Here is a 21,921-nt window from a genome sequence, read left to right on the forward strand (position 1 = left end):
GCCTGCGAAAGATCGCGTCGAATGTTGACGCCAAACGTCAACGCTCTTCGTTTTGACGACCTCTATATGGTACCAAAGGTGTAGAAAGTCCACAAAAAATTGACATTTTTACTTATTTTTCAAGTACAAAAGCAGCATTACAATTGTAAACCGTCAATATAAACACAGGCACCATCGAGACGCATTGACATCAGTCAATCATCCGCCCGAAAGCATCGGAAACCACGATTTTCCAATCAAGGCGGATTGTGACGTCGCAGCGCTCACAACCCGAAAACATGATCTCATGGCCATTCTGCCCTCAGACGCTTGAATTCCGATTCAAAGGAATCAGATAGGACGGCTCCGGTCCAAGTCAAATATCCGGTTCATACCTCAAAAGATTGTCGCAAAGCGGTCGCAACATACCTGTAGCCCCCTCGAATCGGCGAGACGGGAATCAGAGTGCGAACCATCCCGGCAGCGCCTCGGCCATAACACGGATGCTTGCACCGGGGCGATCCGGTGTCTATTGACAGAAAACGCCTCTTACCCCTGCCAACGGAACGGACAGACTGCCTGATGGACTTCATTGCCGACTTCGACCTGACGCATGAAAATACGCTCGGCCTCAAGTCCGCTGCCCGGCTCGCCGCACACATCACCAATGTGGACGAACTGGAGGCCACGGTCGATGAGGCGGCGGCACGCGCAATGCCGCTCACGATCCTCGGCGGCGGCAGCAATGTCGTTCTCAGCGAATCTGTCGAAGGAATTGTCGGCCTGATGCGGATCGGCGGGCGGCAACGCACAGAGCAGTCGGCAACCGACAATATCATTACCGCCGGCGCGGGCGAAAACTGGCACGAATTCGTTGCCTGGACTGTCGCCAACGAGATGCCGGGGCTCGAGAACCTTGCCGGCATTCCCGGCACGGTCGGCGCGGCACCGGTACAGAACATCGGCGCCTACGGTGTCCAGCTGTCAGACTTCTTTCTTTCGCTCACAGCCTATGACACGCAAAACCGCAAGACCCTGACATTCGACCGGGAGGCCTGCGGCTTCGGCTATCGCAAAAGCCGGTTCAAGGCCGATCCGGGACGTTATATCATCCTCTCGGTAACGCTCGCCCTGCCCCGCCAATGGCAAGTGACAAACGCCTATGCCGGCCTTGAGAAATTTCAGGCCGACGCACGGCCGGACGAAGTCATGGCGCAGGTACTGGCCTTGCGGCAATCCAAGCTGCCCGACTGGCGCGTGCTCGGCAATGCCGGTTCGTTCTTCCACAATCCCGTTGTCAGCCTCGCCCATGCGCAAACCATTCCCGACGCACCGCGCTATCCACAGCCCGACGGCAGCGTGAAACTGTCCGCCGGCTGGCTGATCGAACAATGCGGGCTGAAGGGCGAGCGGCTCGGCCCGGTGGGAACATTTGAAAAGCACGCGCTGGTGCTGGTCAACCACGGTGGCGCGACACGTGCCGACGTTTCCCGGTTTTCTGCGCTCGTGCGCGAGCGCGTCAAAACCCGCTTCAGCGTGGATCTCGTGCAGGAACCGATCGAGATCTGACCGTCGCCCGCAGGTCAGGCCAAGTTTTTTAGCGTTTCACGATATATGCCTGAAACGTACAATTTATTGAAAAATATATGTTTTTATCAACCTGAACGTCACCGGATCGGAGGGCGAACACCCCTTGTCATAAATCCAATCGCCGCAACGGGTCGTTTCTGAGGGCAAACCGCCCTAGTATCAGTGGGATAATGACATGTCAGCGGTGCCTGAGGTCGATCGACCACGGCCGGGGCCCGCAAACCGGAGCAGGAACGATGCCCCACGGAGCAGGCGAGAGCGAAATCCACGACCGTCCCATCGCGGAACGACGCCGGCTTGAGCTGATCATCGAGGCAACGCAGTCTGGCACATGGGAATGGAACATCGGCACCGGAGAACTGCGGCTCAACCGCGAATGGGCGCATATCATCGGCTATGAGCCGGAAGACCTCGAACCGACAGACCTGCAGACCTGGCAGGACCGCATTCATCCGGATGATCTGGCCGGGCACGAGGAAAACCTCGCCATGCACCTGCGGGGCGAAACCGACAGCTATGATTACGAGGCCCGGCTGCGCCACAGATCGGGACACTGGATCTGGGTCGCCGCGCGCGGCCGCGTTCTGGCCTGGACGGACAGCGGCAGCCCGGAGTGGATGTTCGGAACGCTGCACGACATAACGAGCCGCAGGGAAGCGGAGGAAGAACTCAGAAAGAACAGGACATTTCTGGAGCGCACCGGTCGGATCGCCGGTATCGGCGGATGGGAGGTCGACCTCGTCAACGAGACGATATTCTGGTCGGACGAAACCTGCCGGATTCACGGCGTCAAGCCCGGCTACAACCCGACAATGGAAAAGGCGATCTCGTTTTACGCACCGCAGGCGCGCGCACAAATCGAGGAAGCCGTCGCCAGGGGCATATCGACGGGCACGCCCTGGGACGAACAACTGCCGTTGATACGCGCCGACGGCCGGCAAATCTGGGTTCGCGCCGCAGGCTCCGCCGAGTTCGACAGCGCGCAAAACCCGGTTCGGCTGGTCGGCGCGTTTCAGGATGTCACCGAGCAGACGCTTCAGCGCCTCGAACTCGAAAAACTCAACGAGCGAATGGTGATCGCCAGCGAAAACGGCAGTATCGGGGTATGGGACGCCAACCTTGTCACCGGCAAGACGCATTACTCCGACATCTGGTGTGCGCTCATCGGCTATCGCCCTGACGAGATATCCAGTGACGGCGATGAATGGCTGAAATTCCTTCATCCCGACGATGCCGAAAGAGCGCTGAATGCCGACGTCGCCCATATCCGCGGGGAGGCTCCTTATTTCGAGGAAGAGTTCCGCATGCGCCACAAGGACGGGCGCTGGATCTGGATTCTCGACCGGGGCCGGGTCGTTCAGCGGGATGAGAACAACAACCCGATACGCATGATCGGCACCCATACCGATATCACCGCCCGCAAACATGCCGAGGAAGAACGGGCGCTGATGAGCGAACGCATGGCGATTGCCACCGACAGCGGCGGGATCGGCATCTGGGAGCTGGAGATCGCCCGCAGGGTCGCCCACTGGGATGCCTGGATGTATCGCCTCTACGGCCTCGACGAGGCGGGGCGCGAAGACATCGGCGAAGTCTGGCACCGGGCCGTGTATCAGGAAGATCGCGCGCGGGTCGAAGCGGCGGTGCAGCATGCCATCGAAACCGGTGAGCATCTCGACGAGGAATACCGCGTTGTCCTGCCGGACGGTGGGCTCAGGCATCTGCATATCGCTGCCAATGTTGTCCACGACGACAACGGCACCCCGCAACGCATCGTCGGTGCGGCCTGGGATATCACCGCGCGCCGCCAGATGACCCTCGAACTTGCCGAGCAGCATGAGCTGATGCGGGTGACGCTCAACTCCATCGGTGACGCGGTGATCACCACCGATGCGCAAGGCAGGGTCCGCTGGCTCAATCCCGTTGCCCAGCGGATGACCGGCTGGACCGTCGAAGATGCCGAAGACCAGCCCTCGGACAGCGTCTTTTGTATCATCAATGAAGAAACCCGCGAAAAGGCACCGGACCCGATCGCTGCCTGCCTGGAACAGGAGCAGGTTGTGGGGCTGGCGGAAAACACGCTTCTGGTCGGGCGTCACAGCTTTGAATACAGCATCGAGGATTCGGCCGCCCCGATCCTCAGTGCCGACGGCGAAATTCTGGGCGCGGTTCTGGTGTTCCACGATGTCAGCGAGCAAAGACGCCTGTCGCGCGAAATGACCTATCGCGCCAGCCACGATCCGCTGACCGGCCTTCTCAACCGGTCGGAATTCGACCGTCGCTTGCAGCGGACCTTCGAGACGGTGCAGAAGGACGATACCCGCAATGTACTGCTTTATATCGATCTCGATCAGTTCAAGATCGTCAACGATACATGCGGCCATACCGTCGGCGATACCCTGCTCAAGAAGGTCAGCCAGCTGATGCAGGACTGCCTGCGCAAGCGCGATACGCTGGCCCGGCTCGGCGGTGACGAATTCGCCGTACTCCTCGAACATTGCAACCCGGAAGATGGCCTGCGGGTCGCGCAGAAGATCTGCGACCGCATGGCGGAATTCCGCTTCGTCCACGACAACAAGCACTTCAGGGTTGGCGCGAGTATCGGTCTGGTGCCGTTCAACCAGCATTCGACCAGCGTTTCAGCCATTCTGCAGGCGGCCGACACCTCATGCTATGTCGCCAAGGAAAGCGGGCGAAACCGCGTCCATGTCTGGGAAGAAAGCGACGAAAGCCTCAAGATCAGGTCGGGCGAAACCCGCTGGGCGTCCCGCATTGAACAGGCTTTGCAGCAGGGCTCCTTTGTGCTCTACGCCCAGTCGATCGCGCCGATCGGCGCCAACGAAACCGGACGGCATATCGAGCTTCTTCTGCGCATGATCGGAGAGGATGGTGAAGTCATCCTGCCCGGCAGTTTCCTGCCGGCGGCCGAACGTTTCAACCTCATGCCCCATATCGATCGCTGGGTCCTCGGCGAAGCGCTGAGGCAGGTTGCCGCCGCCCGGATGACAGACAGCGCCCACCGCATCTGCATCAACCTGTCCGGCCAGTCATTCGGCGACCGGAGCTTCCACAAGACCGCGCTCGACATGCTGGATGAGGCCGGCAGAGACGTCTGCCATTCCCTGTGTATCGAGATCACCGAGACCGCGATCATCACCAACATGGCCGAAGCGACGAGCTTCATCACCGAACTGCGCCTGAGAGGCATTTCGGTCGCGCTTGATGACTTCGGCGCCGGCTCTTCGTCCTTCGGTTACCTCAAATACTTTCCGCTCGACTATCTCAAGATCGATGGTCAGTTCGTCAGTGAATTGCTGAAGGATCCGCTCAACGAGGCGACGGTCAAATGTTTCGTCGAGGTCGCCCGGGTTCTGGGCCTTGAAACGATTGCCGAGTTTGTCGGCGATGAAGAAACCTGCGCGAAGCTGAAGACATTCGGCGTCGACTTCGCCCAGGGGTTCTACATTCATGAACCGGAACCGCTCGGCGACCTTCTCGGAAAGATCGCCGCAGGAGATGCCGATTCGGCCAGCTGACCCAAGGGGTCAGCCCAGACTGCTGACAAAGCTCGTCTTGCGTTTCTTTCGTCATACCGGCCTTGAGCCGGTATCCAGGGCCGCTTGCTGTGCGCTTCCAGAAAGAGTCTTTGCGCGCAAGGACTTGCGCTTACTAGATTCCGGCTCAGGGCCGGAATGACGGCGGGGTGTACAACTGTGATTACTTACAGGTTTTTCAACAAATTGAGCTGAACCAAGAGATCAGCCGGTCACCATTTCTTATGCGGCAGGTCGATCCCGTGCTCGGCGAGGAATTTTTCGATATGCACGGTTTCGCCGGTTTCAATCGACCGGTTGGCGGCGATCCCCGTGAGGATGGACCAGGCCCCGTCGATATGGGACGATGACCGCCCGTAGCGGTCTTCACCGCTCTCGGGATCAAAAAGATAACCGAGCATCACCGGGTCGGCGCCGCCGTGATCGCCCTCACCTTCCCAGACATCGAGATTTTGCGGTTGCTGGCCGGCCAGATGAAGCGTCGTGGTCATCGATTCCGAGCCTTCCGATTTGTCCCGCTTGCCGCCGAAGACGCCGTGAACCTCGACATGGCGGTGCGACAGCTCGCCCTTGGTGCCGTAAAACTTGACCTCAAGCCCCTCCCACGGGCTGTAGGCGCACAGCGTGTAATTGAGGCTGGCGCCCGTGCCATAGACGGCCTGCACCTGCATCGTGTCCTCGATGGTGATGTCATCATCGAAAACGCAGCGGTCGCGCAGATAGCCGTCATCGTCTTCCGCATCGAGATAGAGGGCGCGCAATGCCTGATCGGCTTCGAGGTCCAGCCGGAAATCGCAATTCCCGGCGCTCGGACAGCTGTAACAGCGCGGACCGCGTTGATGCAGACCGAGCTCCTCGGCTGTCTCGGCATTATAGAAGGAGCGGCTTCCGTGCGCCGTCACCGAGACTGGCGAAGACCCGAGCCACCAGTTGACGAGGTCGAAATGATGAGTCGATTTGTGGACCAGCAAACCGCCCGACTGGTTCTTGTAGCGATGCCAGCGGCGGAAATAATCGGCGCCATGAACGCGGTCGAGATACCAGCGAAAGCTGACGGCAGTCACATCGCCGATCACGCCCGACATCAGCAGATCCTTCAATTGAGTGCGCGCCGGCGTGTAACGGTAGTTGAAGGTGACGGTGACCTTGCGGCCGGTCTGCTTCTGGGCGTCGAGGATCGCCTTCAGCTTTTCCAGATCGATGGTCATCGGCTTTTCGGTCATCACATCGCAACCGGCCCGCATGGCATCGACGATATAGTCATGATGCAGGTAATCGGGCACGGTAACGATCACCGTGTCCGGCTTCTGCTCGTTCAGCATTTGCGGAAATTCCGCCGCGCGATAGGTCGCAATTCCGTTGCCGGTGACAGGCACGGCATTGGCCGAAAGCGCCAGCCGCTTTTCGTTGATGTCGCAAAGCCCGACCAAGGCGTTGCGGTCGGCATAGGTTTCGGCGACCGCGCTGCGAAACATCTTGTGCCGCGATCCCGTTCCAACGATGGCGTATTTCATGATCCTGCCCTTGTGCCCGGCAAACGCGTCCGCGCCGGCCTTTATGCTCCCGCCCCTTTCGGGGCCTCCCTCATCCGGTTTCGCAAGCAGCCCCGCCCAAGAAAAGCATCCCTTCGAACGCCGTCCGAAGCCAATGCCATCACTGATTCATGCAAAATCCCCGTAAGGTCAGCATGATCCGGGGGTGTCGGGAAAGTCGCGATACCGAGGTTTCGATACTGCCAGACTAGCAGATCAGAATCAATCTACAGGCATGCGTCACGCCGTCATTTTCGAGACAGGAGGCGGCAGACGAGACGCCTGCGCATCACGGACTTGCTGTTGACGTCAGTATCGAATGGACACAGCAGCAGTCCCGTCTGCCGTCCCCATGGAACAATTCAACCGCCGGATGACTTGGCCAAGAGACATGTTTTGAAAATCAGAACGCTTTCCCGTGCTGATTTCCGGAAGACAAGGAGATGAGACATGCCCGAATGGCTCCATTTGCTCGCCATCCTTTCGCTTCTCGCCAGCGCAATCGCCGCATTGATTATCGCTTTCGATATTTTCAGGAATCCGCAACATATGTGGATCATGAACGCGGTCTGGCCGCTGGTCGCGCTGTTCGGTTCTTTTGCGGCGTTATGGGCCTATTTTCGCTATGGCCGCCTGGCAACCCGCAAAGCCCATCACCAGGCGATGCACAATGACGAGAAACCGCCGAACATGACCGAAACGCCGTTTGCGGTGATGGTTGGCAAAGGGGCTGCCCATTGCGGCAGCGGTTGCGCACTCGGTGATCTCGTCGCGGAATGGCTGGCCTTTCTCGTACCGGCGGTTGCCGTCTGGTTCGGCTGGCAGACAATCTTTGCCGAAAAGATGTTTGCGGTATGGATCCTCGACTTCGTCTTTGCCTTTTCCTTCGGCGTCATCTTTCAGTATTTCACCATCAAACCGATGCGTGGCCTGTCGCCGTATCAGGGCCTCATCCAGGCCGTGAAGGCGGATTTTCTGTCTCTGACAGCCTGGCAGGTCGGAATGTACGGTTTCATGGCGTTCGCCCAGTTCTACCTCTTTCGCCACCTTCTCGGCATGAAACTGGAAGTGCCGACGGTCGAATTCTGGTTCATGATGCAAATCGCCATGTGGGCCGGCTTTGCAACATCCTATCCGGTGAACTGGTGGCTGATCGCCAAAGGCGTCAAGGAAAAGATGTAGACGGCGCTTTGACGAGAAGATGGACAACGCTCGCGCGATGAAAACGGAAGGGAAAAATCCCGGCTTCGGCCAAGACAGAACAGTTCTTTGCCACACCGATGGCGACCGGTTGGCATCCGACCGCCACACCTTCTAAAAAAGCCAAATGATTTCAGATGATTATCTGGCTGAAAAGCCGAAATGGAGGCCTCGGCCGGAATCGAACCGGCGTGCAAGGATTTGCAGTCCTCTGCGTAACCACTCCGCCACGAGGCCCCTAGCTCGCTGGAAAGCAAGCGTTGGCGGGCATTTAGCGGTTATCTTTCCTGTTTGCAACAGTTCTATTCTGAACGAAGTCCTTTTTTTATTCTGAACGCCTGTTTTCCGATTGTTCCCTTTGGAAAGGCGGCGAAGCCTGATTGCGGCATTGATGATTGTCGTTTTTCCGACCTGAAATCTCGGACATTCGTGGCCGTGTTGCGATTCGCAGCTTGACGACATTCCGCAATGGAACATAAATAGAACAACGGCGGCGAACTGAACAAAATATATGCGAGGTAAAATGCCGTCTGAACTCGACTATTCCACTGTGGGCGCCGCCCGCGAACACCTAGACTATTCCGCCACGTGCTGGCGATGCCAACGCCTTTCGGTGCCAGTGGATTTGAGCCATGTCCGCGCCGACAAGATCGTGACCAAGCTTAAACCCAAATGCAAATTCTGCGGCAAGCGTGGAGAGTGGACCGTTATCCCGAAATGCACACGGTCGATGCATCCGCGAGAGGGCGACAATAGCAACGGGTAGTGACCGACAAAAAAAAGCCGCCCCGATTTCCAGGAGCGGCCAATCACAACAGCGATAGTTGTTGCGGATATCTTGATTTCTTCTCGGGCGGCCCCGGCGGCGGGCGGCAACGTGAGCATCGACAGCCCGGGCCATTGTCCTGCAACCACGCCCTTGCCTCATCTATATCGATATCCATTCCCGTTTTGACCTTCATCACATGCCGAACCCAGTCTGGTTCTTTTCCACAATCATCTACCAAACTGACGGCGATCCAGAAATTCGAGGCCTTATAGGATACGCATTCCGACATCTTCGAACCTTACCGCTTCCGTAATATTTCCCTCTCCAGGGACCTGTCCGCCGCCGTATACTCTCGCATCACCAGAACGACCTATCGTTACCGATCCACGCGAAACGGGCCGATGGTCGTGCTCAGCAGTTTTCCGTCGCAGTCGTGCTGGATGGTCATCATGACATGCGATGGCGGGCGGCCTTGATCGTTCCACTGCCAGCGGCCGAATGAATACCAGCCGCGCGGCTTGCTGTTTTCCGGCGTGTCGTCGGCGAGATAGGCGAATCGGGTTTCAATCCAGGCATCGCCATCGGCGCGCACATAGCCGACCTCGCTGCCGGCGATCCGTGTGCACTTGCGCAGCTTATAGCCCTCGACATGGGCACTGACCCGCCCTTCCGTCACCTGCCAATCATCGGCGTGCATGAAGGCGACAACCGGCACGGCCTGGCGCCAGATCATCGACAGGACGGCAAACACCAGACCGGCCAGAGCGAACATGAAGACATGCCGCGCGAAATGCATCCAGATCCGGCGCGTCAAAGGTTGGCCCGCATCCATTCGAGAAATCCCGCCTTCCATGAAACCCACGCTCCTACGATGATCCCGAGCCATATCAGGAAGGTTTTCAGCGATCCTGCGAGCCACCCGATGGCCTCGATGCCGCGCATAGCCTTGGCAAGGGTTTTCAAGGCTTTTCGTTCTTCCGTCGTGAAGGGCGGGAACTCGCCTTCCTCATCAACTTTGGTCAGTTTTTCGAGCGCATTACGCTCTGCTTCCGTCATGGTCATGCCGCCGCCCCTGCGCACACATTTCAATTCGAAGGCCGGTCCCGCCGCCCTTCCTGCACCGCGATCACGTCAATCAGTGCCTGTTTTTCGGCCGCGCAGTTGCGGTATTGCGCCCGGTCGCGGATCAGGAACGAGACCGCGCCATAGACATCCGGCGGTTCGGCCGGCAGCGCTTCCAGGTCTTCACATGGCTCCAGAAGCGTATCCGGTGTTTTCGCCTGGTTGACGGTGGCCGGATCAATCGTTATCCGCCGCTCGGATGTCGTTCCACACGCCGCGAGAAATGCGGCCGGCGCCAGAAGAAGAAGCGCCACCAGGCGCTTTTGTGCATGTGCTGCCGCCATTGGCCTGCCTTTCCTGTTCCAGCGACATCTGCAGCGCGCTGATTGTCTGGGCCTGTTCGAGCGCCGTGCGCCGGCGGGCCTGGTCGTTCGCGTCAATGGCGTTATAAGCCGCCTGCTTGTCATCTTCCGCCGTCTGCAGCTGGTTGCGAAGCTCGAACTCTTCGGCCTCCCACGCGACGCGTTCCCGCCGCTCGCCCTCGGCAATGCCGCGCTTCCACACGCCGTTTATTTCACGGTTGATCCAGAAGACGGCAGCGCCGGCAATCAGCGCCACCAACAGGGTGGCGCCGACGAAGCGGCCGAGGCGGGTTTTCGTCAACCATGACCATATCGCGATAACCCAGCTCATGCGCCCTCACCTTCCGCCGCTTTGGGCTTGCCCGGCCGTGCGTTTTCCGGCGGTCCGCCCCAATGGGTTTTCTTGCCGATCCAGTCTAGGCCATAGGCGCCGGCAAAGATGGTCGGGATCGGGATGATCAGCATGCCGAGGATATATTTGCGCATGTCTTCCGTGCCGGTGAAAAAGCCCCACGAGGTCAGCGCCATGAACCACAGCATGAGGAAGGTTGCCGCCTCTCGCTTGAAGGTCTTTTCCGCTGCGGACTTGACGATTTCAGCCATCACCAGCCACCGATCAGACGCACAAGCCATGCGCCCAGCGCGAACAGGCCGTAAAGCGCCCACATGACGAAAAGCGAAAATAGCGCCGCGCGCGCACGGACCATCAGCCCGGCATAGCCATTGGCGCTCATGGGCGCGCGACGGGCGGCGGCGATGAACCAGATGACCACGGCCACGGAAAGCACGGCCGGGATCATCCAGAAGGCGAAAAGCGCGATCATGGCGTCACCTCGATTTTTCGGTTGAAGTGACGGTGCTAGATCCGCGCCGCCTGGACGTGCATCCAATCGAAGTCCCGCGCACGGCCAAGCGAAACCCAGCCCTCATCCTCCCAGATTTCCCACCAGCGGCGGGCGTCATCATGGGAAAGGCGAGCCTCCGGCGCGTGCGTGCGCAGCGCATTGCGCTGCGGGTCCCAATCGATGGCGATGCCATAGGCGTGCATTGACCAGCTGCTGCCGCCGCGCATGCGCCGCTTGGCATAGGAGCCCCCGCTCAGATCAAGCCCGAGGCGATGGCGGGCGTCGCTATCGAAGGTGCGGGACGCACGATCGAGGCAGCGCTCGGCGCTGTCGGCGACCTTTTCGTGCAGGCGCAGGCGAGTGATGCGCAGCGCGGGGTTCCATGCCGCGCGGCAATCCCAAGGCATGCGCACCATGACCAGCCTGTCCGGCACCTGCGTTTGCGGATCGCCGAATATTTTCGTGCAATCGCGCTGCAACGGCCACGGACCGCCGCGCGCGTCGGCGGCGCCCGGCCGGTCACGATCGGGAATGTCGTCACGATCGGCCGGCGACACGCGGCTGGAGGAAAGCCTGAGCGCCGCCACGGTCTCGACATCGGCCTTGCCGGATGGCGAAATGCCGCGCGCGCGCTGAAACGCCGTCAGCGCAGCCTTGGCCGTATCATCGAAAACGCCATCGATCGCGCCCGGCGTAAAGCCATGCGCCGTCAGCCGGCCCTCAAGCCAGAGGATGAATTTCTGTTCGTCTGTCATGGGATATAACTCCGCCGTCCGCCTCGAGTGGAGGCGGTGCGGTCATCAGATTGGAGGATTGGCCGAGCGATGTTCGTCAGGACGATAACATCTGGCCGGCGGACCTGCGCTTGCTGAAGTCAGCGTTTAGTTTTTGCTGCGTTGCCCTGAGAGCATCACGTAACGCCTCGACTTCGTCGAACAGCGCATCAATCTGCGCCTGATCATAGGTCGCAGCGGCGGATGTAGGAGTCGCAGCATCCACAACACTAACGTCTGGCTCGAATGCAGATCTCTTCCAGATTGACCACGCGTGGCTATCGTCGCCGTTCCCGATGTAAAAGCTTACCTCTGTGGCAGACGCGGCAAAGTCGCCTGGCGCGCCAGGCGACCCACTGTTATTGGGTGGTGAAACCATTCTGCCAAGCGCGCGCCACGAACCGCTGCCACCGCCAGAAGCTACGGCCATGCCAGTCTGTGTGCCGTAATTGATATGGGCAACTGTGCCCCGAATCTGGTTGATCGATCCACCAGCCAGGGCGTTTGCCTCCGCCAGTGTGATCTGGTCGTGCCATACAGCGCCAAATTTCACAATCGCATCGTCCGCTGGATTGTCGGCCGCGCTATCTTTGTATTCGATGACGTGCAAACCGTTGACGATACTTTCGGACCGGGAAAATCGACCATCCCACGTGCCGAAAGACATAGTGAGAGGCACAACATGGTTTTTATAATCACGCCCACCAGACCCCGTACCACCGGAACCTACCTGAAAGTATTCGTCGTTATTGCCCAGACTTTCATTGGTCAGAAACCGAACAGAGCGGGGTAGATAAAACCTACCGTCGTAGGGGGCGATCACTGAAAACTTATAGCCCAAACCACTAATGTCGGCGATCTGTGTATCAATACCAAGCCAACCAGCTTCGCGCGTGTAAGGAGCGCCACTTTGTCCGCCTTGACCGGGTAGGATACTACTGAAAAGCCGTGTCCATGGACCGTAAAACGCCGCCATCCCCTCCGGTCCGATGTGCACACCACCGTCTTCCCATTCATCCGGCAGGGCTTGGAAATAACCTAAGGCAGTCGTCGGGTCTCCATCGACTTCGAATTGATTTCGGATATCGATGAATGTGTATGGTTTGTTGAGAGCGCGGCGCTGAAGTGTGAAGGCCCGCCAGAGATTGGCCTGTTGGATGGAGCTGGCCTCATCCGCGCCACCATATGGGATAGGTGCTCCAGAAAAAACAACCTTGTCGCAGTTTGGTGCTGCGGCGTCGAGGATATCGAACAGAAGGGGTGCGGCGTCCTCGACGGTTTCAATCTGTTCACGCCCGTTGACTGTGATGATGTCCGGCGCAAGTCGCGCGACCAAGGCTTGTGTGTTGGCGCGGCTTTGTGCGAATTCAACCGCGTCATAGATGCCAAGCCCGCCTTCTGCCAGCCAGTTGTGATCATAAAGACGGTTACCTGTATCCGTTTCTTGCAGACGATAAAGGCCGTGCCCGTTGGTGGTCGCACAAGATTTCACGGTTCCGCCGGAAATCACTACTGTCAACTCGGCAGTGCGGGTGTTGTCCGTCTCGACTGCTTCGGCGAAGCCTATGGCTCCGACCGTACCAACAGACGTATCGTAAGGACCGCCAACGGACACACCGTCTCGGAAAAATTCGATAGTCCCGCCACCGGCCGTGACAATGTAGCAAAGCGTGAGCGTGTCGAAATCAAACGAAGCGCCGCCCTTCCGAACCGTCCACGAGCCGACATTCCAAACCGCCGTATTGCCGTTAAAAATCGCCGCGTAATCGTCGCTCGACGTGGACGCTATTGCCCCGACTTCAACAGCAGCCATTCCTCCTGTCGTTGACGCACGGGCAGGAACACCGTCGCCGCTGGCAGGATCGAGAGACTTGTTGTATATCTTCGAGGACAACCACGGCAGAAGGGCGTATCCAGGTTCGCCATTGATGCTGTCGATCAGTGACAGGTACGAAACCGATTGGCCGTAGGTTTTGGCCTGATGTGCGCTGATACATTCAATGATCTGTTTCGAGAGATAGGGCAGCATTTGCTGGCGGTCAGAAAGCCGCTGAGAGTTGAGCCAGACCGTAGGATCGCCGAAAGCTGAGCCGTCCCATTGATAAAGGGTGGTCGCATCACCGCGTGTGTTATCTTTCCAGACCATCACAATGTCATTGGCGCTCAGACCAGCGCCGGACAGGTCAGCATCAGTGTCGATGAACTCGGCGATTGCGCTAAGGTCGGTTGCCGCGATAGTTGCGTTTCGCGCATCCTGCGCTTGTTGAGCGAGCAGGGCCGCGTCATTCTTGTAGGTTTGGGAACCAGACAAGCTGGCGAAGGCCTGATCCTTGTAAGATTCCGAATTAGCTTCACTTTCGGCCGAATTTGTCTCGCTCACACCAGCCGCAGTCGCTCTTTCGTCCGCAGTCTGAGCGAATTGCGCTGCATCGTTGGCCGATTGTTCGGCAGCGTCAGAGGCGGCCGAACCTTTGGTTTCGACAACACTGACAAGGTCATCCTGCAAAACCCATTCGCTGCGGTCGCTGCGATCGAGGATCCGCATACCGGACGCACGATAGCGCGGCTCGATCTCGCTCTGCCAATCAGCGATTGCGCTGACAGACCATGCGCCGCCCTTGACCCTTGTCTGACTGACAGCCGGGAAGCCGTTGCCGCCCTCGGCGATTTCAGCAGGTATGAATGCATTGGCCATTGGTCAGACCTCCATCAACTGACGACGACCGTGCCGGACTGCGTCAACAGTTCAGGCAGTCGCACAAGGTAATAATCTTCGGTATTGCCGGCGGCGGTGGTCATTGAAATCGTGGTGACGACCGGATCCGTGGGAAAGCCATAGGCCGTCACCGACGAGGGCTGACCGAACGAAGTTGGATAGGCGTAGTAGAAATATTGTTCGCCATCCGGCGCCATTGTCATGGTCCGGCCCCGGCTGGCTGACAATGCCGAGCTGCCGCTTTCGAGCGCCAGAACGCCGGCGCTGTCCATTACAAGCGCGTCGCTCATGCCCCAATAGATGCGAGGGCGAAACGAGATCGAAACACTATCCGAAACATCGCGGTCAGACGCATCTGTCACTGTCAGCGTATAGGTCGTATTGGCGGTGATCGCCGCAGCGGCCGTCCATGTTCGCGCTTCCGGAGCAACGATGTTCCCGTTAATCACCTGTTCTGTAACGGTGCCAGCGCCGTCAATAGTCCAGTTCAATGTCGGCGTGACGGAAAGCCCTTTCTCATAGATCGAGCCGCCATCAACGCTGAGTGTGGCAATCTCTATCGTTTCCAGGGCAGACACGCGTCCGGCCAGCGCATCCAGCGCCGCCTTGGACGCCAGCTTGTCAACCTTGATTGCGCGCGCCTTGCCATCGAGATTGTGCCCGATAACCCGATCGATTTCGGTGGTGTCGTTGGCTTCGGTCCATTGGCTGATATCGTCTTCTTCGGCCATCGTCAGGTCCTCAGGGCAATGGCGTCCGTGCCGCTGTCGCGCGTATAGCGCGCGGGCCGGATTTCGCCGTCATCATTCTTGAAAAACATCGGTGCGCGCACGCGGAATGTTTCGGTGGTGGAATAGTGCCGGGCTTCGGGCAGACCGGGATCGACGGTAACGCCCAGCGTGACCTCGTAAATGCCGGGCGGCGCATCCGACGCCACGACAACCTCCATGCCTTCCGCGCCGAACAGGCCGGAGGCATCGGCAATGATTTCAACCTTTGCCGTCATGGCGCACCGCCCGGCCAGCCGGCGTTATGAACAATTGGATTTGACATTCGCAGACCCCTAGAAAATAACGACATCGACCGTTTGCAGATCACGCCGAATATTATTCGTGGGATCGTTAAGGCGGATAGCAACAGAGCTGACCGTCCGGCTTGTCACTTGCAAAAATCCGTCAATGGCGGGGTCCGTAGAATCATACCCACCGCCCACAACGACGTAATTGGTGTCTGGCAAATTGGTCGCGAAATTAATGGTGTACAGACCGGCTCCGTCATTTACGACCGATGAGACATTTTCGCCGCGCTGAACGTCAAGGGTGAGGCCATCAAAACGGCATACGACCTTTGCTGTGTAAAGCGCTGCGGATGTAGCATCAACATATTGCTTTGTCGCAGCGTGGAGAGCTGCTGTCGGGTCCGCATTAAGGATGAGCGACCCCGTCATCGTGCCGCCGGCCTTTTGCAGATAGTCGTCCAGCACCGCAGCGGCCGCGATAACACTGATCGCCTGTGTCAGCTGAGAAAGATCGTTGCCGTCAGGCGTCAGTCCGGCGGCCAGGATGGCATTGACGATTTCCCGCTGTGGGTGCTCGATGGCAGGCGCAGGCGGCACGGAACCTGATACCGCGCCGGGCGTGTTGCGATCGACATAAATGGAATCCGGATCATTCGAGCCGAAGGGCGGGTTATACTTCATCTGTTACTCCTCGAAGGCCAACACCGGCGTGGTCCAGGCCGGGGCAAATTGTCTGAGCATGCAAAGAAGACGTTCCGCCTCGCCCAGCGAGAACAGCGGGGTGAAGCCGCATTCGCCCTCGCCGCAGCGGAAATAATCGACGGCAAGGTCGCTGATCGTCACGATCCAGAAGGTTTCCTCGGTCATCGGGTTGCCCAGCTGGTGGCCGCCGCCGCATTCGGAAAAGCCGCATTCGAATGTGGCCGGTTCCTTGATGGTGATGGTGAAGCCATAGCGGGCAGCGAGGGCGATGAAATCGCCGGGCGTGATGATCGCGCCGCCGAGCACTTTTGTTTCCAGCGCGCGCAACCGCTCTTCCACGCTGACGGATGGGCCGCAGGGGCCGGGCAGGCCATAATCCGCCTCCCATTCCTCAAGCAGTTCATCGACGCCCTGCACGGTCGATTCCCGTGCCAGCTTGAAAGCGCGGGCATAGAGCCATTCGAACGGTGACAGCAGCACGCGGGTGAAGCGGGCAAGCACGCTGTCGATGGGCATGCTCTCGCCATCCGGCGTGCCCCAGGCCGCGCCCGTGGGCCAAAGGGCAAGCCCGGCGTCGATCAGGTCGTCATTGACCGGGTTGGCCAGCGCATCCCACGGGGCCGCGCTTGCCGCCTGCCCGCCAGTGCCGTCATAACCGGTGGGAATGACCGTGCCGACAACGACGGTCGGGGAGGTTGCGCGCGGCCATATCTCGATTGCATCATTGTCGACATCAAAGCCCAGCGGCGCGCCGCTGGCAGAGTTGCTGGCAATGGTGGTGATGGTGGAAAAGGCCGGATCACGCGCCATAGGTGACCTCGCCCAGAACCGGGAATTCGCCATTTGTCAGCGTGATATCGGCGAGCGGGGCAATCAGCCGGTGACGTTCCTCGCCGGAGGCCTGCGAAATGGCCTCGGCAATCCACGAAACGGACACGGTGAAGGTGGAGGCGGCAATGCCCGGGCGGCATTTTTCCAGAAACATATCAGTGATCGCCTGTTCGATCGTGGCGCGGATTTCCGGCGTATCCTGCGAAAGTCCGCCGATCTCGATATCGATCTCACGCGCCACCGCGGCGGCTGCGACGCTGTTGTCCACGCGGATCAGGCGCTGGGCATCGATGGCCGCCTGCACCACTGCCACATCGGCAGGCAGCGGGATGTAGTCGTCGCGGCCCTCGAAGAGGAACAGCACGACAAGGCTGCCGGGCGTGCTCATCTGGAAGGCCCAGGCTTTCAGTACGCCGGGCACCTCCAGCGCATAGCGCTCGTAATCCGTCAGCGTGCCGCCGCCGGGCGGGTTCTGCTTGCGCTGCAGGCCGCGCGCCCTGAGGCCGGTGTCCAGTTCCGTATCCGCCCCGCCGCCAAGCCCGCCGGAGGCGACCGTGAAGGTGTCGGAAAGGGCCGGGTACAACCCGGCATCGGCAAGCGCCAGTTCGCTGCCGGCATCGCGGTTGCCCGCAAGGCCTGCCGACTGGGCGCGCACCGAAAATTCCACAGCGCCGCTGGCCGATGATGTGACCGCCGCGGTCGAAACATAGATGATATTGCCGGACTGAAAGCGGATGCCCGCCGGATAGGTTGTCGACACCGCGCCAACGCCTGCGATCACGCCGCTTGCCCGCGCCGCCGGCTTGCGGAAAATGCCGACCTCATAGCAATGCGCGGCCAGCCATTTGCCGGTTGCCGTGGTCAGGAACATCTGCCGCGTGAGATAGCCCAGCCGCAGCTCGTATTCATGCGCCATGGCCGCCACGACCTTGGCGGTGACCGTGACGAAATTATTGGCAAGCGCGCTGTCGGTGCCCTGCAGATATTGCCGGAATGAGCCGCGCATGCGCGACGACCAGTCGGCAAGCGGGCGGATGGTCCATGGCATTATGTATCACTCCGGATAAAGAGCATGTGAGAGAAAATCAGGAAAGCGCCTTCACCTGATCCCAGATGATGGCGTAGCGCTCGGCAAAGACGGACTGTCCCGAGCGGGCATAAAGCGCGATATCAAGCTCCAGCCGGTTTTCCGTCCGGTTGGCCGTGGCCGAAACGGTGATGGAGGCGACGGCCTCCTGGTCGATCAGCGGCTGCAGGGCTTCCTTGGCATAAGCCTCGGCAAGGTATTCGATACCTTCCGTCAGCGCCTTGCGCCGCAACAGCCAGAGGCGGGAGCCGATCGGCGTTTCGTGTTCGCCGATGTCATAGCTGTCGCCGATCCAGCCGCGGTTCATCTCGCCGGGCGGCAACTCGCTTTCTTCCACGCGGCGGTCCGTCATCAGCGCAATCAGCACCTGCGTGGCAAGCGCCTGCTCGGCGGTGAAATCGCCCGGCGCTGTCGGGTGTGTCAGCGCATTAATGGCGAGGTCGGCGGTGACGCCGTTCCACACCAGGTCCGGCGCGCGCCAGATTTCCGCGCCGCTGTCGTCAATCGGGATGATGCGCATTGTCGTTATGCCCCGCCGTCGCCATCGCCATCGGTGACGGACCCGGCGAAGGTGCCATTGCCCGTGCAGGTGAGATTGCCATTGATGGTGAGATTGCCGTTGATCGTGGCGTTGCCGGTGAGCGTCCATTGCCCGGCGGTGATGTCAATCGTGCGGCCGGCGACATCAATGACGATGCCGGTGCCCACGCATTTGATGATATTGCCGTTGGCATCGTAAAGCGCCGAGGCGCCGGCAGGCAGACCGGGCGGGCGATGACTGCCGCTCTCGCCGCCGAGAAACACCGCCATATCGGCATTGCCGCCCAGCGGCACGGCGATGCCGCGCGAACCGGCAACAGGCACCGAGGCATAGCCCCACGGCTCGATCCGCAGGATTTTGGTGAAGCCGTCATTATAAAGCCCCTGCCCGTTCACGAACTGGCGGCCTTTTTCTTCCGTGATGCGGCCATCGAGGATGATCTGGCGGATTGTCATTCAGCCTCCGCGATCTCAGCGTCCAGCTCTTCCTTATACTTGACCCAATCCATAGTTTTGTACTTGCCCTTGCTCTTGGCCTTGTAAGCCTTGTTCGATTTGCCGCGCGGGTTTTCGCCGCCCAGTGCGCGGGGGTCCACCAATGTCAGGTCCGACACCGTGCCGTCGCTCTGCTCATCCTGCCGCAGCACGACGGTCTTGATCGCCATCGTGCCATCCAGGCCGAGCCACGGATCGATCACATGCACAAGCCAGTTGCGCTGCCAGATGTTGCCGGCATCATCGCGCCAGCCGGTCACCGTCAGATTGACGGAAATCGCCTCGCCCTGGTTGCGCTGCACCGCCCAGGCGGCGCGCTGCTTGAGCTTGTCCGGGTCGGATTGCCCTTCCATGACGATAATCATCGGCCGGCGGCGCGTCACCGTGTCGTCAATGGCTTCCGCTTCCATGCGCTCGGCATCGATATCGGCGGCCTCGCTGGTCTCGCCGCGCACGATCACCGGGCTGTAGCGCCCGCGTTCCGTCAGCGTGGCCGAGGCGCGTTCGATATTGACGCCAAAGCGCAGGCTTCCGTCATGCGTGCCTTCCGGCTTTGACGCCAGTTTCAGCCGCCCCTCCGGCGTGTCATAGATCAGGATGCCGCGCCCGCGCGTGACACGTTCCAGCGCTGCAAATGATGTTTCACCGGGCCGAAGCTTGACGCGTGGTTCCGGCGGCAAGGCGGCCGCCGCTCTCTGCTCGGCAACAAGCGGCCCGAAATCGCTGTTGGCGAGGTCCGGATCGTCAGCCGTGCGCTCGCCGGTCAGGATATCGACATGATAGAGACCGAATTCATTGGCAACCTTGTCGAGCGGCTGGTTGATCACCTCGCCGGAAGCGTGCTCCACGGAGGTTTCCGTGGCATCGACCGTCTTGGAAACGATCGTCACGTCCAGTTCGTGGCTTTGCGGGTCGTGGCGCGGCATCACATCGCGCACAAAACCGGTCAGCACCAGCGTGTCATTTGCCTTCACCGTCACCGCATCGCCCGGGATAACAGGCAAACCGTTATCCTGCGTTGGCGTGAGCGAGAACCGCGCCTGGCGCACGGCCTCATCAGCCCCATATTCGATTTCGGTGCGCTTGATCGGCAGGTCTATGCCTGTGATCGTGATCTTTTCCAGAAGCATCCGGGTTTACCGTCTACCGCGCCAGCGCCTGAAACCGCGTCGGCATCAGCATCGGCGTTGCCGCATTGGCTTCCTCGAAAAGCTGGCTGGCGCGACCGGCATCGCCATAAAGCCGGTGCGCCAGAACGGCGGACGGCAGCGATATGCCGGTTTCCACCGCCACCATCGGCGTTGCCGTTGCCGCGATCTCCGACACCATGCGCACGCAAAGCGCCACCACGCCGGAAAGCCAGCCGAAAAGTTGCGCGCCATCCGCACCCAGCGCGGAGACCGCAGCAAGTCCGGTTTCGCCCGTTTCGGCAATCCGCTGGCGGGCGTCGCGCGCGGCGGGACGCGACGGCCACGTGACCCGCACGCCGCCGATGGCCGCGCCAAAGGCTGTCAGAATCTGCATCACGGCAAGCGTTTCGCCCGTGGCGGTCGGATTCACCTTGATCGCCTCGAAATCGGTTTCCGCGCTGACGCTCTCACCGACCATCTGCATCAAGGCCAAAACTTCCTGCGAAAACGCGGCCGCATCGAGCGCGGCGGCAACTTCTAACCGCGCGGCGAAATCGGCCGTATCGTCGGAATCGGAAATGATCGTCGCGGCGAGGCCGGACAGCCAGTCGAGAATAACCGTTTTTTCTGCGCTCATGACACTATCCGAAAAAGGATGACATGCCGGCAGCCGCAAGCCCGACGCCGGCCGCCACGGCAGCATTGACATTGCCCAGGTTCAGCGCTTTGCCCAGCGCGGTCGGATGCGGCACAAAGGTGATGCCGAAGCCGACATAGCCAAGCTCACGCTTTGAGCGCGTGCGCCAGTAGCGCTCGGCCGTCGCCAGCATCGGCGGATCGATCGGCAGCGTCAGAAGTCCGGGCCCCGGCGCATTCAAGACGGCCTTCAGCGCCAGCGCCTGCACATCGGAAAAATCGCCGATCGTATAGGCCGTCACGTCAAAAGCTTCAGTGACCTTGCCCAATTCCTCGACCGAGGACTGGTAGCCGCCGGCATGCTCATGCACGGCCAGCCGCTTGCCGCCCGATGCGGAATCATATTCCACATAAAACGGCACGCCCTTGTAGGAGCCGGGGAAAAGCGTTGCTGCCCAATTGCGCATGATCTCAATAGGCTCCCGCCGGCGCGTTGTCTTCCGGCTTCATGGATTTTCCGGGATTGGCATTGGCCCGCTCCTGGCGGCGCTGCAGGCGACCGGCCGCGCCGGTCAGTTTCGTTGCGGCGGTATCGATGGCGGTGGCGGCATTGCCGAGCGCGCGGACAATATCATCGCCGCCCGCTTCGACATTGCGGCCCACATCGCTCATCTTGCCCCTGGCATCGTCGCTCGCCTTGCGGATTCCCTCTGCCCCGTCGGTAAAAGACTGGCCCATTTCGCGCGAACCTTCCTCAATACTCTCGGAAAGATCATCGGACGAAAACAGGTTGATAAATTTATCCAGCAGCGAATCCCCGCCACTATCCCGCTGTTGGCGCTGTTGGCGCCGGATTTCCGCCGCTCCGGGTTCTCGCTCATAGTCCGGCGGAATGTAGTCATCAGGAAGGCCATTCTGATCGCGCTCTTCGCGAATGCGCTTGCGGGTATTTGCTGCACTTTCTGCAGCAGCATTCCGCGCTTCGGCCTCATACTCTGCGAGACGGGCCTCTATATCTTCACCGTAAAGATCGCCGCGATAACCGCCGGCATAGGCCGCCTTCATGCCTTCCTCGGTCGGCCAAAGTCCGCCAAGAATAT

23 protein-coding genes and 1 tRNA gene are annotated in these 21,921 nt (G+C 59.9%); 3 read left to right on the forward strand and 21 right to left on the reverse strand.

Annotated elements, in window-relative coordinates; translation table 11 throughout:
* Positions 1-561 precede the first annotated feature (561 nt).
* Positions 562-1,548, forward strand: coding sequence for a UDP-N-acetylmuramate dehydrogenase (murB, locus tag ACHZCU_RS19075; RefSeq protein ID WP_319520107.1), 987 nt, complete (start codon positions 562-564; stop codon positions 1,546-1,548).
* 257 nt (positions 1,549-1,805) lie between these two features.
* Complete coding sequence (locus tag ACHZCU_RS19080) at positions 1,806-5,105, forward strand: PAS domain-containing protein (RefSeq protein ID WP_319520108.1); 3,300 nt, start codon at positions 1,806-1,808, stop codon at positions 5,103-5,105.
* 230 nt (positions 5,106-5,335) lie between these two features.
* On the opposite strand, the gene ACHZCU_RS19085 is transcribed toward ACHZCU_RS19080, so the two are convergent.
* Positions 5,336-6,637 (reverse strand): Gfo/Idh/MocA family oxidoreductase, encoded by a 1,302-nt coding sequence (locus ACHZCU_RS19085; protein ID WP_319520109.1) that lies wholly within the window; start codon positions 6,635-6,637, stop codon positions 5,336-5,338.
* A 468-nt stretch (positions 6,638-7,105) separates the two neighbouring features.
* Between ACHZCU_RS19085 and ACHZCU_RS19090 the strand changes: the two genes are divergently transcribed.
* Positions 7,106-7,837, forward strand: coding sequence for a DUF4396 domain-containing protein (locus ACHZCU_RS19090; protein ID WP_319520110.1), 732 nt, complete (start codon positions 7,106-7,108; stop codon positions 7,835-7,837).
* Between the two features lie 181 nt (positions 7,838-8,018).
* Here ACHZCU_RS19090 and ACHZCU_RS19095 read toward each other — a convergent pair.
* The 20 genes from ACHZCU_RS19095 to ACHZCU_RS19190 all read right to left on the reverse strand — a co-directional run.
* A tRNA-Cys gene (locus ACHZCU_RS19095) sits at positions 8,019-8,092 on the reverse strand.
* 908 nt (positions 8,093-9,000) lie between these two features.
* Positions 9,001-9,456, reverse strand: a complete 456-nt coding sequence (locus ACHZCU_RS19100) for a hypothetical protein (RefSeq protein WP_319520111.1) — start codon at positions 9,454-9,456, stop codon at positions 9,001-9,003.
* A complete protein-coding gene (locus tag ACHZCU_RS19105) occupies positions 9,435-9,686 on the reverse strand; it encodes a hypothetical protein (RefSeq protein WP_319517221.1) in 252 nt (83 codons plus the stop codon). The genes ACHZCU_RS19100 and ACHZCU_RS19105 overlap by 22 nt, the downstream gene beginning before the upstream one ends.
* A gap of 23 nt (positions 9,687-9,709) precedes the next feature.
* Positions 9,710-10,000 carry a hypothetical protein gene (locus ACHZCU_RS19110; protein ID WP_319520112.1) on the reverse strand — a complete coding sequence of 97 codons (291 nt, stop codon included), beginning with the start codon at positions 9,998-10,000 and terminating at the stop codon, positions 9,710-9,712.
* A complete protein-coding gene (locus ACHZCU_RS19115; protein ID WP_319517223.1) occupies positions 9,924-10,379 on the reverse strand; it encodes a hypothetical protein in 456 nt (151 codons plus the stop codon). The genes ACHZCU_RS19110 and ACHZCU_RS19115 overlap by 77 nt, the downstream gene beginning before the upstream one ends.
* Entirely contained in the window at positions 10,376-10,651 is a 276-nt protein-coding gene (locus tag ACHZCU_RS19120) for a hypothetical protein (protein ID WP_319517224.1), read from the reverse strand. Before ACHZCU_RS19120 ends, ACHZCU_RS19115 begins: the two co-directional genes overlap by 4 nt.
* The gene (locus ACHZCU_RS19125; RefSeq protein ID WP_319517225.1) at positions 10,651-10,872 is read right to left on the reverse strand and encodes a hypothetical protein; all 222 of its coding nucleotides are present in this window, start codon (positions 10,870-10,872) and stop codon (positions 10,651-10,653) included. Before ACHZCU_RS19125 ends, ACHZCU_RS19120 begins: the two co-directional genes overlap by 1 nt.
* A 35-nt stretch (positions 10,873-10,907) precedes the next feature.
* The gene (locus tag ACHZCU_RS19130; protein ID WP_319517226.1) at positions 10,908-11,648 is read right to left on the reverse strand and encodes a M15 family metallopeptidase; all 741 of its coding nucleotides are present in this window, start codon (positions 11,646-11,648) and stop codon (positions 10,908-10,910) included.
* Between the two features lie 76 nt (positions 11,649-11,724).
* Positions 11,725-14,361: a hypothetical protein gene (locus ACHZCU_RS19135; protein WP_319517227.1), complete on the reverse strand. Its 2,637-nt coding sequence runs from the start codon at positions 14,359-14,361 to the stop codon at positions 11,725-11,727.
* Between the two features lie 14 nt (positions 14,362-14,375).
* Positions 14,376-15,113: a hypothetical protein gene (locus tag ACHZCU_RS19140; protein WP_319517228.1), complete on the reverse strand. Its 738-nt coding sequence runs from the start codon at positions 15,111-15,113 to the stop codon at positions 14,376-14,378.
* Between the two features lie 2 nt (positions 15,114-15,115).
* Positions 15,116-15,388 carry a hypothetical protein gene (locus ACHZCU_RS19145; protein WP_319517229.1) on the reverse strand — a complete coding sequence of 91 codons (273 nt, stop codon included), beginning with the start codon at positions 15,386-15,388 and terminating at the stop codon, positions 15,116-15,118.
* Positions 15,389-15,445: 57 nt separating this feature from the next.
* Positions 15,446-16,081, reverse strand: coding sequence for a hypothetical protein (locus ACHZCU_RS19150; protein WP_319517230.1), 636 nt, complete (start codon positions 16,079-16,081; stop codon positions 15,446-15,448).
* A 3-nt stretch (positions 16,082-16,084) separates the two neighbouring features.
* Entirely contained in the window at positions 16,085-16,912 is an 828-nt protein-coding gene (locus ACHZCU_RS19155; RefSeq protein ID WP_319517231.1) for a putative phage tail protein, read from the reverse strand.
* Positions 16,902-17,981 (reverse strand): baseplate J/gp47 family protein, encoded by a 1,080-nt coding sequence (locus ACHZCU_RS19160; RefSeq protein WP_319520113.1) that lies wholly within the window; start codon positions 17,979-17,981, stop codon positions 16,902-16,904. Before ACHZCU_RS19160 ends, ACHZCU_RS19155 begins: the two co-directional genes overlap by 11 nt.
* A gap of 37 nt (positions 17,982-18,018) precedes the next feature.
* Positions 18,019-18,540, reverse strand: coding sequence for a phage GP46 family protein (locus ACHZCU_RS19165; protein ID WP_319520114.1), 522 nt, complete (start codon positions 18,538-18,540; stop codon positions 18,019-18,021).
* Between the two features lie 5 nt (positions 18,541-18,545).
* A complete protein-coding gene (locus tag ACHZCU_RS19170; protein ID WP_319520115.1) occupies positions 18,546-19,016 on the reverse strand; it encodes a phage baseplate assembly protein V in 471 nt (156 codons plus the stop codon).
* Positions 19,013-20,185 (reverse strand): phage baseplate assembly protein, encoded by a 1,173-nt coding sequence (locus tag ACHZCU_RS19175; protein WP_319520116.1) that lies wholly within the window; start codon positions 20,183-20,185, stop codon positions 19,013-19,015. Before ACHZCU_RS19175 ends, ACHZCU_RS19170 begins: the two co-directional genes overlap by 4 nt.
* Before the next feature lie 13 nt (positions 20,186-20,198).
* Positions 20,199-20,822 (reverse strand): hypothetical protein, encoded by a 624-nt coding sequence (locus ACHZCU_RS19180; RefSeq protein WP_319520117.1) that lies wholly within the window; start codon positions 20,820-20,822, stop codon positions 20,199-20,201.
* 4 nt (positions 20,823-20,826) lie between these two features.
* On the reverse strand, positions 20,827-21,288 hold the full coding sequence (locus tag ACHZCU_RS19185) for a DNA circularization N-terminal domain-containing protein (RefSeq protein WP_319520118.1): 462 nt from the start codon (positions 21,286-21,288) through the stop codon (positions 20,827-20,829).
* A gap of 4 nt (positions 21,289-21,292) precedes the next feature.
* Positions 21,293-21,921: hypothetical protein (locus ACHZCU_RS19190; protein WP_319520119.1), on the reverse strand; the 629-nt coding region annotated here is incomplete at its 5' end.

The organism is uncultured Martelella sp. (genome assembly GCF_963677965.2).
Taxonomy (GTDB): domain Bacteria; phylum Pseudomonadota; class Alphaproteobacteria; order Rhizobiales; family Rhizobiaceae; genus Martelella; species Martelella mangrovi.

Coding starts and splice junctions, on each gene's coding strand:
- ACHZCU_RS19155 (WP_319517231.1), bottom strand. CDS start 16,912: ATGGCGCGTGATCCGGCCTTTTCCACCATCACCACCATTGCCAGCAAC.
- ACHZCU_RS19160 (WP_319520113.1), bottom strand. CDS start 17,981: ATGCCATGGACCATCCGCCCGCTTGCCGACTGGTCGTCGCGCATGCGC.
- ACHZCU_RS19085 (WP_319520109.1), bottom strand. CDS start 6,637: ATGAAATACGCCATCGTTGGAACGGGATCGCGGCACAAGATGTTTCGC.
- ACHZCU_RS19120 (WP_319517224.1), bottom strand. CDS start 10,651: ATGGCTGAAATCGTCAAGTCCGCAGCGGAAAAGACCTTCAAGCGAGAG.
- ACHZCU_RS19115 (WP_319517223.1), bottom strand. CDS start 10,379: ATGAGCTGGGTTATCGCGATATGGTCATGGTTGACGAAAACCCGCCTC.
- ACHZCU_RS19140 (WP_319517228.1), bottom strand. CDS start 15,113: ATGGCCGAAGAAGACGATATCAGCCAATGGACCGAAGCCAACGACACC.
- ACHZCU_RS19185 (WP_319520118.1), bottom strand. CDS start 21,288: ATGCGCAATTGGGCAGCAACGCTTTTCCCCGGCTCCTACAAGGGCGTG.
- ACHZCU_RS19165 (WP_319520114.1), bottom strand. CDS start 18,540: ATGCGCATCATCCCGATTGACGACAGCGGCGCGGAAATCTGGCGCGCG.
- ACHZCU_RS19170 (WP_319520115.1), bottom strand. CDS start 19,016: ATGACAATCCGCCAGATCATCCTCGATGGCCGCATCACGGAAGAAAAA.
- ACHZCU_RS19105 (WP_319517221.1), bottom strand. CDS start 9,686: ATGACCATGACGGAAGCAGAGCGTAATGCGCTCGAAAAACTGACCAAA.
- ACHZCU_RS19080 (WP_319520108.1), top strand. CDS start 1,806: ATGCCCCACGGAGCAGGCGAGAGCGAAATCCACGACCGTCCCATCGCG.
- ACHZCU_RS19130 (WP_319517226.1), bottom strand. CDS start 11,648: ATGACAGACGAACAGAAATTCATCCTCTGGCTTGAGGGCCGGCTGACG.
- ACHZCU_RS19145 (WP_319517229.1), bottom strand. CDS start 15,388: ATGACGGCAAAGGTTGAAATCATTGCCGATGCCTCCGGCCTGTTCGGC.
- ACHZCU_RS19150 (WP_319517230.1), bottom strand. CDS start 16,081: ATGAAGTATAACCCGCCCTTCGGCTCGAATGATCCGGATTCCATTTAT.
- ACHZCU_RS19180 (WP_319520117.1), bottom strand. CDS start 20,822: ATGAGCGCAGAAAAAACGGTTATTCTCGACTGGCTGTCCGGCCTCGCC.
- ACHZCU_RS19135 (WP_319517227.1), bottom strand. CDS start 14,361: ATGGCCAATGCATTCATACCTGCTGAAATCGCCGAGGGCGGCAACGGC.
- ACHZCU_RS19100 (WP_319520111.1), bottom strand. CDS start 9,456: ATGGATGCGGGCCAACCTTTGACGCGCCGGATCTGGATGCATTTCGCG.
- ACHZCU_RS19090 (WP_319520110.1), top strand. CDS start 7,106: ATGCCCGAATGGCTCCATTTGCTCGCCATCCTTTCGCTTCTCGCCAGC.
- ACHZCU_RS19125 (WP_319517225.1), bottom strand. CDS start 10,872: ATGATCGCGCTTTTCGCCTTCTGGATGATCCCGGCCGTGCTTTCCGTG.
- murB (WP_319520107.1), top strand. CDS start 562: ATGGACTTCATTGCCGACTTCGACCTGACGCATGAAAATACGCTCGGC.
- ACHZCU_RS19175 (WP_319520116.1), bottom strand. CDS start 20,185: ATGCTTCTGGAAAAGATCACGATCACAGGCATAGACCTGCCGATCAAG.